At 58.5% G+C, this 14,544-nt stretch carries 18 protein-coding genes; 10 read left to right on the forward strand and 8 right to left on the reverse strand.

Translation table 11 applies throughout. The features are described from left to right. Positions 1-198: 198 nt before the first annotated feature. On the forward strand, positions 199-1,146 hold the full coding sequence (locus AAIL66_RS22150) for a bifunctional helix-turn-helix transcriptional regulator/GNAT family N-acetyltransferase (RefSeq protein ID WP_343497761.1): 948 nt from the start codon (positions 199-201) through the stop codon (positions 1,144-1,146). Positions 1,147-1,150: 4 nt separating this feature from the next. Here AAIL66_RS22150 and AAIL66_RS22155 read toward each other — a convergent pair whose 3' ends face one another. Beyond that, positions 1,151-1,309 (reverse strand): hypothetical protein, encoded by a 159-nt coding sequence (locus AAIL66_RS22155; protein ID WP_343497763.1) that lies wholly within the window; start codon positions 1,307-1,309, stop codon positions 1,151-1,153. Between AAIL66_RS22155 and AAIL66_RS22160 the strand changes: the two genes are divergently transcribed. Then, on the forward strand, positions 1,309-1,560 hold the full coding sequence (locus tag AAIL66_RS22160) for a TonB-dependent receptor (protein ID WP_343497764.1): 252 nt from the start codon (positions 1,309-1,311) through the stop codon (positions 1,558-1,560). The genes AAIL66_RS22155 and AAIL66_RS22160 overlap by 1 nt on opposite strands. Before the next feature lie 164 nt (positions 1,561-1,724). Here AAIL66_RS22160 and AAIL66_RS22165 read toward each other — a convergent pair whose 3' ends face one another. Both AAIL66_RS22165 and AAIL66_RS22170 read right to left on the reverse strand, forming a co-directional pair. Next, positions 1,725-2,357, reverse strand: a complete 633-nt coding sequence (locus AAIL66_RS22165) for a LysE family translocator (protein WP_034381024.1) — start codon at positions 2,355-2,357, stop codon at positions 1,725-1,727. Between the two features lie 81 nt (positions 2,358-2,438). Continuing rightward, positions 2,439-3,377 carry a DMT family transporter gene (locus AAIL66_RS22170; RefSeq protein WP_343497765.1) on the reverse strand — a complete coding sequence of 313 codons (939 nt, stop codon included), beginning with the start codon at positions 3,375-3,377 and terminating at the stop codon, positions 2,439-2,441. Positions 3,378-3,428: 51 nt separating this feature from the next. Here AAIL66_RS22170 and AAIL66_RS22175 point away from each other — a divergent pair, with 51 nt between their 5' ends. Next, on the forward strand, positions 3,429-4,310 hold the full coding sequence (locus AAIL66_RS22175; protein WP_343497766.1) for a LysR substrate-binding domain-containing protein: 882 nt from the start codon (positions 3,429-3,431) through the stop codon (positions 4,308-4,310). 165 nt (positions 4,311-4,475) lie between these two features. Here the strand turns inward: AAIL66_RS22175 and AAIL66_RS22180 are convergent, their stop codons facing one another. Beyond that, positions 4,476-4,709, reverse strand: a complete 234-nt coding sequence (locus AAIL66_RS22180) for a hypothetical protein (protein ID WP_343497767.1) — start codon at positions 4,707-4,709, stop codon at positions 4,476-4,478. Between the two features lie 168 nt (positions 4,710-4,877). Here AAIL66_RS22180 and AAIL66_RS22185 point away from each other — a divergent pair, with 168 nt between their 5' ends. The 4 genes from AAIL66_RS22185 (at position 4,878) to AAIL66_RS22200 (ending at position 9,853) form a co-directional block, all read left to right on the forward strand. Continuing rightward, positions 4,878-6,278 (forward strand): PLP-dependent aminotransferase family protein, encoded by a 1,401-nt coding sequence (locus AAIL66_RS22185; protein ID WP_198528652.1) that lies wholly within the window; start codon positions 4,878-4,880, stop codon positions 6,276-6,278. A gap of 239 nt (positions 6,279-6,517) precedes the next feature. Further along, entirely contained in the window at positions 6,518-8,164 is a 1,647-nt protein-coding gene (locus AAIL66_RS22190; protein ID WP_343497769.1) for a diguanylate cyclase, read from the forward strand. A gap of 119 nt (positions 8,165-8,283) precedes the next feature. Continuing rightward, a complete protein-coding gene (gene hchA / locus AAIL66_RS22195) occupies positions 8,284-9,132 on the forward strand; it encodes a glyoxalase III HchA (RefSeq protein WP_034354042.1) in 849 nt (282 codons plus the stop codon). Position 9,133: 1 nt separating this feature from the next. Then, positions 9,134-9,853 carry a PA1136 family autoinducer-binding transcriptional regulator gene (locus AAIL66_RS22200; protein ID WP_034354045.1) on the forward strand — a complete coding sequence of 240 codons (720 nt, stop codon included), beginning with the start codon at positions 9,134-9,136 and terminating at the stop codon, positions 9,851-9,853. Between the two features lie 119 nt (positions 9,854-9,972). Here AAIL66_RS22200 and blaOXA read toward each other — a convergent pair whose 3' ends face one another. The 3 genes from blaOXA to AAIL66_RS22215 all read right to left on the reverse strand — a co-directional run bounded on the left by blaOXA (position 9,973) and on the right by AAIL66_RS22215 (position 12,111). Beyond that, positions 9,973-10,773, reverse strand: coding sequence for a class D beta-lactamase (gene blaOXA, locus AAIL66_RS22205; RefSeq protein ID WP_343497770.1), 801 nt, complete (start codon positions 10,771-10,773; stop codon positions 9,973-9,975). 199 nt (positions 10,774-10,972) lie between these two features. Continuing rightward, a complete protein-coding gene (locus tag AAIL66_RS22210; RefSeq protein ID WP_034408464.1) occupies positions 10,973-11,389 on the reverse strand; it encodes a VOC family protein in 417 nt (138 codons plus the stop codon). Positions 11,390-11,589: 200 nt separating this feature from the next. Continuing rightward, the gene (locus AAIL66_RS22215) at positions 11,590-12,111 is read right to left on the reverse strand and encodes a DMT family transporter (RefSeq protein ID WP_034354055.1); all 522 of its coding nucleotides are present in this window, start codon (positions 12,109-12,111) and stop codon (positions 11,590-11,592) included. Positions 12,112-12,209: 98 nt separating this feature from the next. On the opposite strand from AAIL66_RS22215, the gene AAIL66_RS22220 reads away from it, so the two are divergent. The 3 genes from AAIL66_RS22220 to AAIL66_RS22230 all read left to right on the forward strand — a co-directional run bounded on the left by AAIL66_RS22220 (position 12,210) and on the right by AAIL66_RS22230 (position 14,031). Beyond that, a complete protein-coding gene (locus AAIL66_RS22220; RefSeq protein WP_034381044.1) occupies positions 12,210-13,133 on the forward strand; it encodes a LysR family transcriptional regulator in 924 nt (307 codons plus the stop codon). Between the two features lie 75 nt (positions 13,134-13,208). Further along, positions 13,209-13,550, forward strand: a complete 342-nt coding sequence (locus tag AAIL66_RS22225; RefSeq protein WP_343497771.1) for a hypothetical protein — start codon at positions 13,209-13,211, stop codon at positions 13,548-13,550. Between the two features lie 148 nt (positions 13,551-13,698). Then, complete coding sequence (locus AAIL66_RS22230) at positions 13,699-14,031, forward strand: hypothetical protein (protein WP_034354061.1); 333 nt, start codon at positions 13,699-13,701, stop codon at positions 14,029-14,031. A 221-nt stretch (positions 14,032-14,252) separates the two neighbouring features. Here AAIL66_RS22230 and AAIL66_RS22235 read toward each other — a convergent pair whose 3' ends face one another. Then, positions 14,253-14,366, reverse strand: a complete 114-nt coding sequence (locus AAIL66_RS22235) for a TOBE domain-containing protein (RefSeq protein ID WP_253232803.1) — start codon at positions 14,364-14,366, stop codon at positions 14,253-14,255. Between the last annotated feature and the right edge of the window lie 178 nt (positions 14,367-14,544).

The raw sequence follows: 14,544 nt of genomic DNA on the forward strand, positions 1-14,544 counted from the left end.
ACCACACTCGCCAATCACCGCATTGCGATGCGCAAAGGCATCGTCCTGTACATCCGGGCATTCTTACCAGTCTTGACCGGCATGCTGGGCCTTGCCATCGCCAGCAATCCACCCAGACCAGGTTGCGTCACAAATCAGTTGCACAATACAACTACATAGTTGTATATTGCAACCAATATTGATTAGATGACGCCACAGATGACCAACACCATGTCTGAAATTGACTCGATTCGAGCCGACTCCCGCGCCCTGGTAAGAGAGCTCGGATTCATGCAGCCGACACTGGCCGCAACGGATTACTCGGCATCGGCTGTGCATGCATTGCTTGAAATCGACGCCCATGAAGGCATGACCTCGGTTCAACTTGTGCAGCTTTTGGGGTTGGAGAAGTCAAGCGTCAGCCGAATGCTTGCGAAGCTGGTTGCAGCAGGAGAGATCAAGGAGGTGGCTGCTATCGATGATGGCCGTTTCAAGCTACTGCAGTTGACGGACCAGGGGCGCAGCACGGTCAGGCAGATTCATTCCTATGGCCAGATGCAGGTGCAAGCTGCGTTTCAGCACCTCAATCGCTCCCAGCAACAGGCGGTTGCGCAGGGCTTGTCTGCATATGCAGGAGCGCTCAAAGCCCATCGCTTGAATATGGCAGAAAAGCAGCAAAGCCCAATCACCATAAGTGCAGGATATCGCCCCGGACTGGTTGGGCGCATTGCCGAAATGCATGCGGCGTTCTACTCGAAGCACTCCAATTTCGGGCAGTTTTTCGAGAGCCAGGTCGCAACTGGCGCGGCAGAGTTCGCCGGACGGCTGAACGAGCCATGCAATAGGGTATGGACCGCCCTGCTCAATGACCGAATTGTTGGCTCGCTCGCGATTGACGGCCAGGACCTGGGTGACAACAGAGCCCATCTGCGATGGTTCATCTTGGACGATGGTTGTCGCGGTAGCGGTGTCGGCAGGCAGTTGATGACAGAAGCGATGACATTCTGCGATATACGCGGGTTCCGTGAAGTCCACCTGTGGACATTCAAAGGCTTGGACGCCGCCCGCAAGCTGTATGAGTCTTTTGGCTTCAAGCTGCACAAGGAGGAACAAGGAGCGCAATGGGGAAGCACGGTTACCGAGCAGCAACTCGTTCGCTTGACTTGAAATTTCATTGCCGGTTCAAGGACAGCTCCTGGCCGACAGCAGGCGGCAAGGCTGCTGTGGCGATTTCGCGGCGCGCCATGGGAGCCATGATGCAAATGTAGCGCCCCACCGTGAATGGAGCGATGGCACAGAGCCATTGGCGCAGCGGCTCCGCAAAGAACATTGGGTGGCAATATCACCTGGCAAACCGAAACCTATTACCAGCAGCCCAGCGCTCCGTACTGGCGCGCCACCCAGCCCTCTTATGCCGTGGTGGGACTGATGGCACGCTACGAAATGGACAAACACTGGTCGATGTCGGTCCATGTGAACAACCTGTTCGACAAGACCTATATGCAGAGTCTGGGCTCTTATGGCACGGGTGTCTACGGCGATCCGCGCAATGTACTGGTGACAGCGCGCTACCGCTTCTAAGGGGTGGGCGTGTAAGGTTCGACGATGCTGAACGCCGATTGGCTGTTTAGCATCGCCGTTGCCAATGGCTTCATCTTCCAGTGACCGTTTCCGATAGGTATGGCAGGACGCATATGATCAATCTGTGACTGTCGCAATACGTCCCAAGGTGGTTCGGCAAGGTGCTATTTCCTTGCTTCAGTCAACATCCGAACGGCCAAGCCGGCGAGAACCGTTCCCATCAGCCATCGCTGGACCAGGATCCAGGTCGGACGGCCGGAAAGAAATACTGCTATCGATCCTGCAAGCATGGCAATCGTGGCGTTCACACTGACGCTGATCACAATCTGGGTGAAGCCCAGAACCAGGGATTGCGAGAGCACGCTGCCATGTTCAGGGCTGATGAATTGAGGCAGCAGGGACAGATACATCACGGCGATCTTCGGGTTGAGAAGATTGGTCAGGAAGCCCATCAGGAACAGCTTCTTTGGGCCGTCCTGCGGAAGGTTCTTGACTTCGAACGGAGAGCGGCCGCCCGGCTTGACGGCTTGCCATGCCAGATAGATCAGGTACAGAGCCCCGCCAATGCGCAACGCATCGTAGGCATAGGGTACCGCCATGACGATCGCCGTAATGCCCAGTGCCGCGCACATCATGTAGAACACGAAACCAAGAGCAACTCCCCCCAGGGAGATAAGCCCGGCGACACGCCCCTGGCATATCGATCGGGAAATCAAATAAACCATGTTCGGTCCTGGAGTGAGGACCATTCCAAGGGAAACAAGGCCGAAGGCAAGCCAATTCTCAAAGCCAGGCATGATGGTTTCTTAAGTGTTGTTGCATTTGAATATATCAGTCGAGGTCTGCTCCTGGCCGAAAGCAGCAGCACTCGACCCGAATCAGGCAGCCGCAGAGTGAGCGGCTCTCTCCAGTCGTATGCGCCCGATATTCATCAACAACATGCCGAAGATGGCCGTAGCGCCGCCACCCAGCAGCGAGCTGGTAATGGGCTCTCCGAGCCAGACGCAGGACAGCAGCATGCCAAACAGCGGCACCAGTGACATATACGCAGCTGCGGCGCCAGTACCCAGCTCCTGGACGCCCTTCAAGTACCAGGCGTAAGCCAATGCCGTAGCGCCCAGGGCCAGCGCCACAACGCTGTGCCAGGCGACGACAGGGGCTTTTGCCAGGCCAGTCCAGGCGGACGAGCCCTCCAGAGCAATGCTGGCCATAAGAAGCAGTGCAGCGCCAATGAGTGCGGTTGCCGTCGTCGTGGTCAGCGCATCCACGCGGGTCAGAACAATGCGTCCTATCAGGGTATAGGCAACCCAGCATGCGGCGCAGCCAAGCAGCAGCCACTCTCCCACGCCGGACGAGGAAGACACCAGCTCCCCCAAAGCGCCGCCGCTCAGTGCATACAGAGCGCCTGTCACGGCCAGCCCCAAGCCCAGGCACATGACGGCGTTTACGCGCTCACGAAACAGCAGCGCTGCGAACAGCATGGTCAGGACCGGGTTGAGCGCCACCACCATGGCCGCCTTGCCCGCAGGCACGGTCTTGAGTGCCAGCAAGAAGAACACGGAGTAGCCCAGCACGCCCACGGCAGAAGCGCAGGCCAGACCCGCCCATTGGCGAGGCCCAAGAACACGCAATGCACCCATGCGCCCGCTGCGGTACAGCCACAGCACCAGCAGGAAACCAGCCAGAAAGAAGCGCAGGCTGGCCGCAGCCAGCGGAGGCATGGTTTGCGCGACGATGCGCCCCCAGGGCCAGGAGGCGCCCCACAGGGCAGCCATGCCGATCAATCCCAAATGGGTGGAAGTTCGTGATGTGTTCATGAGACGTTACTATCTGATAATCAGTATTCATCGTCGAATGAGTAAAAGCTCATGACATTCACGCAACTCGAAGTCTTTGCAGCGCTCGCCCGAGTCGGCAGCTTCTCTCGCGCAGCGGGTGTACTGGGTATTTCCCAGAGCGGCGTCAGCCATGCCATCAAGCAGTTGGAGACAGAGCTGGGCGTCGCGCTTTTCAAGCGAGAAGGAGCAGCGGCAACACTGACCGAAGTGGGCGCCAGGCTACTGAGCCGCGCCAATGACATCCTTCAGCAAAAAGAGGCATTGCAGCAGGAAGCCGATGCGGAGCATGGCATTGCCCGGGGCACCTTGCGCATCGCATCTTTTGGCGCCACCTCGTCGCTGCGTCTGCTGCCGAAGCTCCTGGCACGTTTTCAGCAGAAGCACCCCCTGGTCGAGGTCCACATTGAGGAAGCCATGGACGACACAGTCGTTCAGTGGCTGCTGGAGCGGCGCGTGGAACTAGGCTTTGTCGTCTTGCCCGACGAGCGCTTCGACACCCTGACCCTGGCCGAAGACGAGCTGGTGGCGGTGCTGCCTGCTGCGCACCCCCTTGCGTCCCAATCGGCCATTGCTGCCATGAGCTTTCATGGACAGCCCTTTATCCGTACCAGCGCAGGCTCAGGCCCCCATATCGATGCTTTTTTGGCCAGCCAGGGCGCCTCACCCAGAACTCTGTTCAAGTTTGAGCAGCTCACCTCGATGATGGGCTTTGTCGCGCAAGGCGAGGCAGTCACCATTGCCGCACGTCTGGCTCTGCCCGAGCCCCCGGCAGGGGTTGTCTACCGCCCGTTAAAGCCCCGTTGTCGCCGGAAAATCGCGCTGGCCGCGCTGAACTTTGACAAGCTCTCGCCCGCTGCTTTGGCTTTTGTCGAGCTGGCCCGGAAAAGCAGAGGCAGCCTGGCGATTGAATAAACCTCGTCATCCGAAGCAAGTGGCCTCCCGAGTGCCTGGAGCCAAAGGTAGTCTGCAAAGGCCATGCAAGGCAGATTGCCATCTTCGATAAGGCAGCCAGTCATGGCCGAGCGATGAATGCAAGGTTCATTGCATGACTGGATATCGGCCAACCAGCCTTCGCCGTCATGGCAGGCTCAAGTCCATGCCGAGTATATTGGCAAGGCCGAAGGTGAACAGCAGCACACACAACAGCGCCAGCATGAAGGCGGCAGCCACCTTGCCGCCCGTGCGCAGCAGCGCGCGCCTGTCCATCCCCTTCTTGCCTTGGTCGTAATGCCACTTGATGGCGAAGAACATGCATGCGCCGAAGATGAGAACCTTGAACGTAACAAAGATTACAGGGACCCAATCGATCATTTTGAAAATTTCCAGCCTATGACTTGACACTGTCTACCGTGAGGAACACCGCCCCCTAGGGAGAGAGGCGAAAACGTCGGCGATTGCCATACAAGAATGGAATCGCTACACGCTCTGAGGCATATTACTTAAAAGCAATTTCCATACATTGAGACAAAATGTCTGCGTATGAAAACCATACAAGATGACAGTTTGCCAGTTTGGCTGCCGCGATTGGCCGTGCATGGCGGGCCGCGCTTCTTGCAGATTGCGGATGCCTTGCAGGCGGCAATGGCAGACGGTTCGCTGAAACCGGGTGATCGTCTGCCCCCGCAGCGCCAGTTGGCAGCACAGCTGAACCTCGACCTGACAACGGTCACGCGCGCATACGACGAAGCCAGACGCCGCCATCTGCTCGAAGGCCGCGGCGCGCGAGGCACCTATGTCGCAGCACCGAGAATTGAACTGACCTCGGTCCTCGACCTGAGCATGAACACTCCTCCCCCACCCGCTGGCGTGGACTTCGACGACCTGCTGAAACAAGGCCTTTCTCAGGTAATGATGGGGGCAGACACCGCATTGCTGATGACTTACCACCTGGGCGGAGGAAGCGACTCCGACCGCAAGGCAGGAGCCAGATGGCTGGAGCCGATGTTTGGAGCTCTGGATTCAGCACAGGTTGTTGTCTGTCCGGGCGCTCAAGCTGCAATTGCCGCATTGATCCTGGCGCTGACGAAGCCTGGCGATGTGATACTGACAGAGCCAGCAAGTTATCCGGGCCTGCGTACTGCTGCGACCCAGTTCGGCCGGCGCATCGTTGCGGTGGAAGCGGACCAGCACGGGATGGTGCCCGAGATGCTGGAGCAGGCCTGCCATCAGCACCAGCCTGGGCTGCTCTACCTCAACCCTACATTGCAGAACCCGACCGCCATCACCATTCCGGAGCGCCGGCGCAAGGAGCTCGCCAACATCGCGAAGCGCTGCAATGTACGCATTGTCGAAGATGATCCCTACTGGCTGCTTGCCGATGCACCGCCACCACCTATTGCCACGTTTGCCCCGGAACAGGTGTCCTACATCTCGACCCTGTCGAAATGCCTGACGCCCGGCTTGCGTGTCGCCTTCGTGCTCATACGTGACCCGCATGAACGCGAACGTTTCCTGGTCGCGCTCAGGTCATTTGCGCTGATGGTCGCACCTCTGACGGCCGCACTGGCCACACAGTGGATTCTCGACGGTTCGGCTGCTGCTTTGATGGAGGGCGTACGCAAGGAGGCGCGTCTGCGCCACTGGATGGCCAGGGATATTCTTGCGGGGAGGTACAGCGGCACTGGAGACGGCCTGCATGTATGGCTCGAGTTGCCAGGATATTGGAACTCCTCACAGCTTGCGCGTGCGGCCGACAGCGAGGGCATCGCCGTCACGCCGGCGGAGGCATTCGCAACCAGCGCCACCGGCAGCGGCTCCGTCAATGCCATTCGCATCTCGCTGGGCAGCATCAAGGACCGTGGACGCTTGCAGACGGGCCTTCAAAAGCTGTCTCATCTGCTTGCACGAAGGCCAGAGCCGTTCAGCGCTGCGGTGGTTTAAGTGCCCGGGAAAGACGGTGCACCATTCAGGAGCACCCTCAATGCGGTCGCATCCAGGCCGGCTCAACCATCGACTGCGCCGGCTTTTTTCGCAGAGGACTCATACGGCCGCGACACCGGCTTCACCGATGACCTTTCCTGACTTTTCGCTCCAGACGTACTTGCTACCATGCTTTCAAAACAGTCTGGAGGGTGTACGTGGGCAAGGCATTACCGCTGCAAGCTCAGCACAAACAGTCAATGCGCCCCACCGTGCGCATGGCGACACTGGGAATGGCCGTTGCGTGGCTGACCTTGGTGGCTGGTCTGGGGTGGTGGATGTCACAGCGAGTCGTGGGTGCAGAGCTGGATCGCCTGGCGGCCAGCGCCGAATACGAAGCCAAGACGACCGCACGCATCATGGATCGGCTGTTCACTGAAATGTCGAGTGTGGCCAATATGGTGGCGCGCCAGGGCTCGGTGATCCAGCTGGCCACCCGGTATCGCGACGATCCGCCAAGTCTGGCCAGGCTCACGCGCCAGCAGCGCGCGGCGCAATTCACACAGGATCCGTTGGTGCGCAAGGTCGGCAACTTCATGCATGAACTCTCCAGTGATCTGCGCTATGCCCGCATCTACATGAACAACATGTCGGACGACACGGTGACGGCCAGCAACTGGAACGAGCCTGACAGCATCGTGGGCATGATCTACTCTGGCCGTCCTTATCTGATCGATGCATTGCGTGACGGCAATGGCCATTCGTTCGGTATCGCCCGGCTGAACAAGACACCATCCTATTTTGTAGCCAGCCGCATTGAGAACGAAGACGACATGCCTCTGGGCTCCGTCACGGTGAAGTTCGATACCCCGGAAATAGCGCTCTACCTGACTGGACACCACATTGCACTGATCGTGGATCGCCAGGGAAGAGTGACCACCGCTTCGTCCGCTCCATTCATGCTGCGCAATGCGGCAGGGCTTCTTTCGCCGGGTACTGCGCAGTCTTCCAGCATGCCCTCTTCGCCAGACAATGGAGAAGATCCAGGAATAGCTCTGGATGTGCAAGCCATGGCCAGCTCCGGCCATGCTGATCAGTGGCTCATCGATGGCAAACCCTATCTGCTGCAGCGTGAGCCGCTATCCAAAACACAGTACCAGCTGATCACGATGGCGGCCCTGGATCACCTGCCTGCCATGCGTCGACAGCACTATTGGATGGCAGGGCTGGTGGCGGCGATCGGCTTGCTTTTCATCCTGCTCTCCAGCCACGTGATCGGGCAAATGGTGGCGCGGCGGCAGGACGAGCGACATGCGGCGAACCATGATGCACTGACCAATCTGCCGAACCGGCGCAATGTGATGGCCCAACTGGATCGGCTGTTCGCTTTAGCGGGCCGCACGCAGCAATGGGTCCTGGTGGCCTTCATCGATCTGGATGGGTTCAAGGCGATCAACGACACCTACGGACATGTGGTCGGTGACCAATTCCTCGTCGAAGTCGGCCGGCGCATGTCTGCAGGTTTGCGCAAGAGTGACATGCTGGGGCGACTAGGTGGTGATGAATTTGTCGTCATCGGGCTGATTGCTCCGCCTGACCCAATGGATCAGGACAAGGCTCTTGAAGCCATGCGCAGTCGATTGGCACCGCTGCTGATCGGAAGCTATAAATTTGCCGAGTGCAGCTTCGACTATCCAGGAGCAAGCTTTGGCATTGTGAGTGCCGATCCATCCGCCAGCTCTCCGCAGGCTGTGCTCAAGGAGGCTGACCAGTGCATGTATGCGGACAAACAGGCGCGGCGAGCATCGCAAATACAGTCGGCCCAAAGTGATTCAACCATTGAGACACGCGAATTGGCGGAGCGCCTCCAGGCTTCTGCTCCCGACTTTGGCTCTGTGCGAGCCTGAAACAGGCCGGGAGCAAAATTCCGGCTTCACCCGACCCGCGTTGACGGAAATCCCTCATTGCCACAGGTTTCTTGCCGCCGCATTGTTGTGCCCTCCGCAAACTACCTCAGAGGTGCCCCATGGCTGAACCATCGACTCCCGACAAGCAACCGCAACCCGATCCGGCCGAACTCAATGCGTTCTTCCCCTCCCCCTACTCGCTCAGCCAGTTCACGTCGCCCAAGTCCGACCTGAGCGGCGCCGACTACGCGAAAACCTATCAAGGCAGCAAGAAGATCCTGATGATCGGCGCAGACGAGCGCTACCTGCTGACCGACAACGGCAGCTTCTTCTCCACCGGCAACCACCCGGTCGAGACGCTTCTGCCCATGTACCACCTGGACAAGGCGGGCTTCGCGTTCGATGTGGCAACGGTGTCGGGAAATCCCGTCAAGTTCGAGTTCTGGGCAATGCCTTCCGAAGACGAGACGGTCAAGGGCTTTTTCAACAAGTACCACTCGCAATTCAAGGAGCCGCTGCGCCTGTCGACGGTGCTTGAGCAAGGGCTGGAGCAGTACGCAGCCATCTTCGTCCCCGGCGGGCATGGCGCGCTGATCGGCATCCCCGACAGCAGTGACGTAGGTGCGGTGCTGGAATGGGCTGCGGCCAACAACCGGTTCGTCATCTCCCTGTGCCACGGACCTGCTGCCTTCCTAGCGGTTGGCGACAGCGACATCTACCGAGGCTACAAGATCTGCGCCTTCCCCGATGCACTTGATGCACAGACCCCGGCCATCGGCTACATGCCCGGTCACCTGACCTGGAAGTTCGGCGAAAGGCTCAAGACCCTGGGTTTCGAGATCGTCAACGACGGCATCTCGGGTGCCGTGCACCGGGACCGCCAGCTGATCACCGGCGACAGCCCTTTGGCTGGCAATGCGCTTGGCAAACTCGCGGCCGAAACCTTGCTCAAGGAAGTCACGGCCTGAGATGAGCACTGCAATCGCGCAGGCGGCATTGCACGGAGCCCTCGCCATCGAGGGCGCCCGCAGCCTCGCCGCAATCCAGGATACGGTGCGTGCTGTCGGCGCGCCGCTGGGGTACGACCGTTTTGTGCTGTTCTCGGCTTCCAGCGCTCGGGACGATGCGGTGGAGCGCATCTACTGGATCGAAGGCGACTGGTTCGGCACGGGCGCGCCTGTGGATGCTGAAACCTACGTGCGGCACTGCCCGGTGACGCGCCATATCCTGGAGACGAACCAGCCCTTCTTCTGGACCAAGACGAACGGCGCTCAGGGCGAGCGTTACAGCGTCGTCCGCGCGCCGCAAGGCCCGGGTATCCACGGTCTGCAAGTGCCTGTATTCGGCCTCCTGGGGCTGGAAGGCGCAATGAGCCTGGGTGGCGAGCGCATCGATGCCTCGCCGCAGGCCCGGCTGGCGCTGGAGCTGATCGCCCAAACCGCATTCCGCACGGCGCGCAGGCTGCTGGAGCTGCCCGCGCAAGAGGAGCTCGGCCCCTTGTCCGATCGCGAACGTGAGGTGCTCGCATGGACGGCCGCCGGCCGGCGGCAGACGGAGATTGCCGCAACCCTCGGCCTGTCCGAACGCACTGTGGAAAACCACCTGCGCCGCATCCGCAAGCGCCTGGGCGTCGCCACGACGGCGCAGGCCATTCGCGTAGCGATCCGCAACGGAGAGATCGTCGCCTGAGACTATCCATGTCGGCTCACATCTCAAGTATCCCTTTGGAACATGCAAACGGGAGGCAGGAACCGGCCGCAAGAGCTCTTCAAGACACAGCCCTGCCGGCTTCTGCTCCCGGTCCAGATCTATGCTGAAGTGGGTAGCGCTTTAATGGAGCGCAGAACATTGCGTGTGATGCTTTGCCGTTTGGCAAGGTCGGCAAGTCTGTTGGGCGTGTCCATGTTCAAGGCGAAGAAGACGGGGCCGCTGGGCCACTCTACCCAGCCCACCCACCAGCCGATTTTTCCGGTCCAGCCCGTTTTTGCACGCAGTATCCAGTCAGGTCCTGCTTCATTGACCATCACGTCCTTCACAAGCCGCTGGTGCTCGACCTGGAAAGGCAGTTGATTGCGGTAAAGCCGTTGCAAGAAAGCAATCTGCTCGAAGGACGAGATGGCGAGGTCGCCCTCAACCCAGAATGGCTTGTCGCCAGTGGCGACCGCATTGCCATACCCAATCTTTCGCATATAGGCGCTCTCGCGTGCATCGCCGAGCTCCTTGGCGAAGCGCTCATACACCCAGACGGTGGAGTTCCTCATCGCGGAGCGCAGATTCTGGTCCACGTTCCAGGCCTCCACAGGTCGTTTCACACCATCCCATTGAATGAGCTGAAATTCGTCACGCAACAGCCCTGCATCAAGCGCAAACAGGCTGTGCGGAATCTTGAAGGTAGAGGCTGGCGAGTAACGCCGAGCGGAACGCGACACGTTGTAGACGTGGGTAGTTTCAGAGTTATCGCGTGCATCGAGAACAACGATGCTGCCTTGCGCCTCGGCTTCTGTGAAAAACCGAGACCACTCGGCCATTTCTTGAGGCTGGGGGCCTGCCGCCGTCACTTGAGCAAACCCTGCGGCCAGGGCGGATAAGACCAGACTACGTCGATTCATGCGGCTAGTTTAAGGGTCAAACGAACCCGTCCTGAGGTGACAGGGACAGTGGCGGTGACACCTTGCCGCGATGGGAGCGTCTCTTGCGGGCCGGACAGCGACAGCCGCAATCGCTTGAATCCACAGCCAGAGGCTGTCTTTCGAGCAACCAGATCGGGCATAGCGAACACTCAGGGAGTTCGGACTGCCGCCTGAGTTGTCAATCGGCGCTCGCTGGCCCTTTAAGTTCAAGCTGATTGCCGTCCGGGTCTTTGCAGTAAATGGACAGGCCCATGCCGTCAGCACCAAAGCGCCGCACCGCCCTATCCGCTTCAAGACCATGGCCAGCCAAATGGGTGAGTATGGCTTGCTCATCAAAAGGCTCTATACGCAGGCAAAAATGATCGACATTTCTGCGCTCGCTTGAGGCCGCAGCTCCGCCCGCACGGCCTAAAGGGCCCTCAACATCCACCAGGTCAATCATGGATGCACCAGCTCGCAGATGAACCATACCCAAATCCTCGCGACGCTTCACCAAGGCACAGCCCAGGACCGCTTGGTAAAAGCGGATGCTGCGCTCCAGGTCGGTGACGCGCAACACGATGTGATCAATGTGCTGAATACTGAATTTGCTCATGGCGATCTCCTGCTCCAGGCATGCACACTCCTAATCGTATGCACTTGGTGTGATGGAACCCCAGACGTTCGGCGAGCGTCAGGGACATTTTTTCGATCCTCGCATTGAGCATTTCGGCGTGAGGCGCTGATGTCCATTTCCTTTCGAGAAGTGCTCAGCGCACTGGCGCCGCGCCAGTGGGGCCATCACTATTTTTGTGCTCAAGCCAAGCCCACGCTGGAGGTGGCGGGGATCGCTGTGGCTGCAGGCCTGGCTGCTCCTGCTCCCTGGATCAGGAACACCCCGCCAAGAATCAGGAGCACACCCAGCACACGCATGACGTTGATGGGCTTGGGTTCCAGCCCCATGACACCGAAGTGATCGATCAATACCGCCACGACCATCTGTCCTGCGACCACGGCGACCAGAAATCCGCCGGCACCCAGTTTGGGTATCAGGGCTGCAGCACTGGCGACGTAAACAGCCCCCAGGACACCGCCGATCCACAACCACCAGGGACCGTGAAACGCATTGCTGAAATTCGGCATGGGGGCTTTGACCAGAATCAGCATGGGCACCATCACGGCCAGGCTGATCACCAGCGATGTGGCAGCCCCCCAGAAAGGGTGGCCAAGAGCACGGCCTACGTTGGCATTTGCAGCGGCCTGAAAAGGCAGGATGGCCCCCGCCAGCAAGGCCATGCCCAGTGAGGCGACCGTCATCAATGCCATCTTGCTGTTCATATCTGCCACTCCTTCAAACGTCTACAAGCAATGTCTGAATGGTCTCGCATACGGATTAATTATGGAAATCGTTTATATGCACATGTACTATTCTTCACATGGATGATCTGCGCCGTATCGACCTCAATCTGCTGCTGGCACTTCACGCGTTGCTGACCGAGAAGCACGTGACCAGGGCTGCCATGCGCCTGCACAAGAGCCAACCGGCAGTGAGTCATTCGCTAGCTCAGCTGCGCGAACATTTCAATGACCCGTTGCTGGTGCGCAAACAGGGAAAGCTGGAGCTGACGGCCCGAGGCAATGCGCTGCTGCAACCACTCTCGGAGGCTTTGGGCAGCCTCAATACTCTGCTGGGAACACCTCAGTTCGATCCACTGCAGGCACAACGACGATTCAGGCTGTCACTGTCCGACTATGCGGCTCGTCTGGTACTTCCGGACCTGATGCGATACGTCCGCAAACATGCGCCCGGCTTTGACTTCGCCATCAGTCAGGCCAGCCGTGATGCCATGCTGGTACAGCTAGCCGATGGTGAACTGGACCTGGCTCTGGGGATCTTTCCCGATCTTGCACCAGACATCCAGGTCGAAACACTGTTTGAAGAGGATTTCATCTGTCTCGCAGACAAGGCCGTCAGTCCGGAAAAAGGAGGACTGTCGCTAGAGGAATGGCTGACGCGCCCTCATGTCATGCTGGCATTGAGGCCGGATGCGAACGACGAGATCGAGCGCGCACTCGCCGCCAAGGGACTTAAAAGGAGGATTGCGGTGGCCTTGCCACACTGGAGCGCTGCGGTTGAATTGCTGCCAGGTACCGATCTGGTTCTGACGATTGCCCGCCGTGCTGTCGGCCCGCTGCGCTCATTCAAGAATCTGCGGCAGTTTGCGCCTCCACGCCAATTGCAACTACCGAAAATGGCATACCAACAGGCCTGGCATGCGCGAAAGCACAATGATCCTGCGCTGGCCTGGCTCAGGCTTGCTGTGATGAACAGCTGCAAACCGAATGCTGGGCAGCAGTGAGTTGCCACAAGTCACGCCTTTTGCGGTAATTTTTCCTCAGTCTCCTGGACGCTGCCGATGACTGCGCATGTAACGATGAACGCCAAACAATTTGCTGAAAACTGGGTCAAGCTCAAATCGGAACTTCTTTTGTCTTTCATGAATGCTCATGAGGAGTCGGAGGTCGCAGCGCGGATCGAAGCCCTAGAGCTCACGCCCAAGCAGCACGAGCAACTTCGAGCGATTCTGGATGCGGTGCTGAGAGACACCATGTATACCTTGCTGCTGGGACTTGATGGCGCCGCGAGCATTGGAGGTGAGCAACAAACGTATACGCTTCATGATGAGAGCGGCAATCTCATCTCTGATTGCGGTGAGCTGGAAGCAGCTGCATGGGAAGCCTTTCACGGGCAGGATCAGGCACCTGAGGGCGATTGACAAACCATGCCCAGCAGCTGGTCTGCGTCGTTTGCAGTCCTGAATTCATTGCTGAAGTAGGCGTAACTACGCGCTCTTGGCGCTTGCATCTCTTCAATGCGCTCGACTATGCTGGTTACATTGAGTCACGCAGCGCTAGGAGGGAACTTTGCCAAGCATTGAAGTTTTTGAAAAGCTCACTGGTCGCAAATTTTCGGATGCAGAGCTCTTGCATACAAAAGTGCTCGCTTTCCCCGAAGAGAGAAAAAAGAGAGTTGTCTATGGACTGCTGGCCGAGGCTATCGACATTGACTACTCTCAAAAGTCACTTTCTGAGCTTGGCGAGCAAATAAGGCTGGCCCTGTCCAATATTGAGCGCCTTGCACCCAGAGCCTTTGTTGGTCAGAACATTCGCCTGTACGAGGGCGGCAACCACCTGGACATCATCAATGATGGGGTTGGGAGCATGGGCTGGTTGATTGTGGAAGACCACCTGACCTGATTGGACCTCAGACGCCCCCGGAATTCAGAAGCGCAGCAATCCCTTGTCCGGCTTCTGATGCCTGTTGGCTGTCTGCGCAAACATTGCCGCGCTATCCGCTGCGCCGGTCTGGAGGTCGTTGCTTGCAAAAGAAGTTTTTAACTTAGCGCATCCAACTGATCTGAACTGGCTGAATCAGAAAGGCTCCTCTAGGAGCCTCTTTGCTTAGACAGAAGAGCTGTTTAATCCACAGCGACCATTACCGACGACGCTTTAATGACGGCATATGCGTTGTCGCCCTCTTTCAACCCCAGGGACTGCGCCGACGTCGAGGTAATAGAGGACGTGACTCTCACACCAGGGGCAACTTCCAGTGTCAATTCCGTTTTGTGAGCGGCCTTTGGTATGAAGACAGCCTTGAGCGCACAAAGGATGGCTGGAAAATCAAATCACGAAAGCAAGTTCGCAGTTGGGCCGCAAATATGGCCTGATCCACACGGTCTGAGGCATCGGTATCTATGCGATGGGAATCGA

Origin of the sequence: Comamonas sp. F1-6 (genome assembly GCF_039581415.1) — a bacterium.
Taxonomy (GTDB): Bacteria; Pseudomonadota; Gammaproteobacteria; order Burkholderiales; family Burkholderiaceae_C; genus Comamonas; species Comamonas thiooxydans.

Excerpts from the sequence above, each read along its gene's own strand:
- AAIL66_RS22150 (WP_343497761.1), top strand. The coding sequence starts at position 199 with ATGACCAACACCATGTCTGAAATTGACTCGATTCGAGCCGACTCCCGC.
- AAIL66_RS22155 (WP_343497763.1), bottom strand. The coding sequence starts at position 1,309 with ATGTTCTTTGCGGAGCCGCTGCGCCAATGGCTCTGTGCCATCGCTCCA.
- AAIL66_RS22165 (WP_034381024.1), bottom strand. The coding sequence starts at position 2,357 with ATGCCTGGCTTTGAGAATTGGCTTGCCTTCGGCCTTGTTTCCCTTGGA.
- AAIL66_RS22170 (WP_343497765.1), bottom strand. The coding sequence starts at position 3,377 with ATGAACACATCACGAACTTCCACCCATTTGGGATTGATCGGCATGGCT.
- AAIL66_RS22175 (WP_343497766.1), top strand. The coding sequence starts at position 3,429 with ATGACATTCACGCAACTCGAAGTCTTTGCAGCGCTCGCCCGAGTCGGC.
- AAIL66_RS22180 (WP_343497767.1), bottom strand. The coding sequence starts at position 4,709 with ATGATCGATTGGGTCCCTGTAATCTTTGTTACGTTCAAGGTTCTCATC.
- AAIL66_RS22185 (WP_198528652.1), top strand. The coding sequence starts at position 4,878 with ATGAAAACCATACAAGATGACAGTTTGCCAGTTTGGCTGCCGCGATTG.
- AAIL66_RS22190 (WP_343497769.1), top strand. The coding sequence starts at position 6,518 with ATGCGCCCCACCGTGCGCATGGCGACACTGGGAATGGCCGTTGCGTGG.
- hchA (WP_034354042.1), top strand. The coding sequence starts at position 8,284 with ATGGCTGAACCATCGACTCCCGACAAGCAACCGCAACCCGATCCGGCC.
- AAIL66_RS22200 (WP_034354045.1), top strand. The coding sequence starts at position 9,134 with ATGAGCACTGCAATCGCGCAGGCGGCATTGCACGGAGCCCTCGCCATC.
- blaOXA (WP_343497770.1), bottom strand. The coding sequence starts at position 10,773 with ATGAATCGACGTAGTCTGGTCTTATCCGCCCTGGCCGCAGGGTTTGCT.
- AAIL66_RS22210 (WP_034408464.1), bottom strand. The coding sequence starts at position 11,389 with ATGAGCAAATTCAGTATTCAGCACATTGATCACATCGTGTTGCGCGTC.
- AAIL66_RS22215 (WP_034354055.1), bottom strand. The coding sequence starts at position 12,111 with ATGAACAGCAAGATGGCATTGATGACGGTCGCCTCACTGGGCATGGCC.
- AAIL66_RS22220 (WP_034381044.1), top strand. The coding sequence starts at position 12,210 with ATGGATGATCTGCGCCGTATCGACCTCAATCTGCTGCTGGCACTTCAC.
- AAIL66_RS22225 (WP_343497771.1), top strand. The coding sequence starts at position 13,209 with ATGAACGCCAAACAATTTGCTGAAAACTGGGTCAAGCTCAAATCGGAA.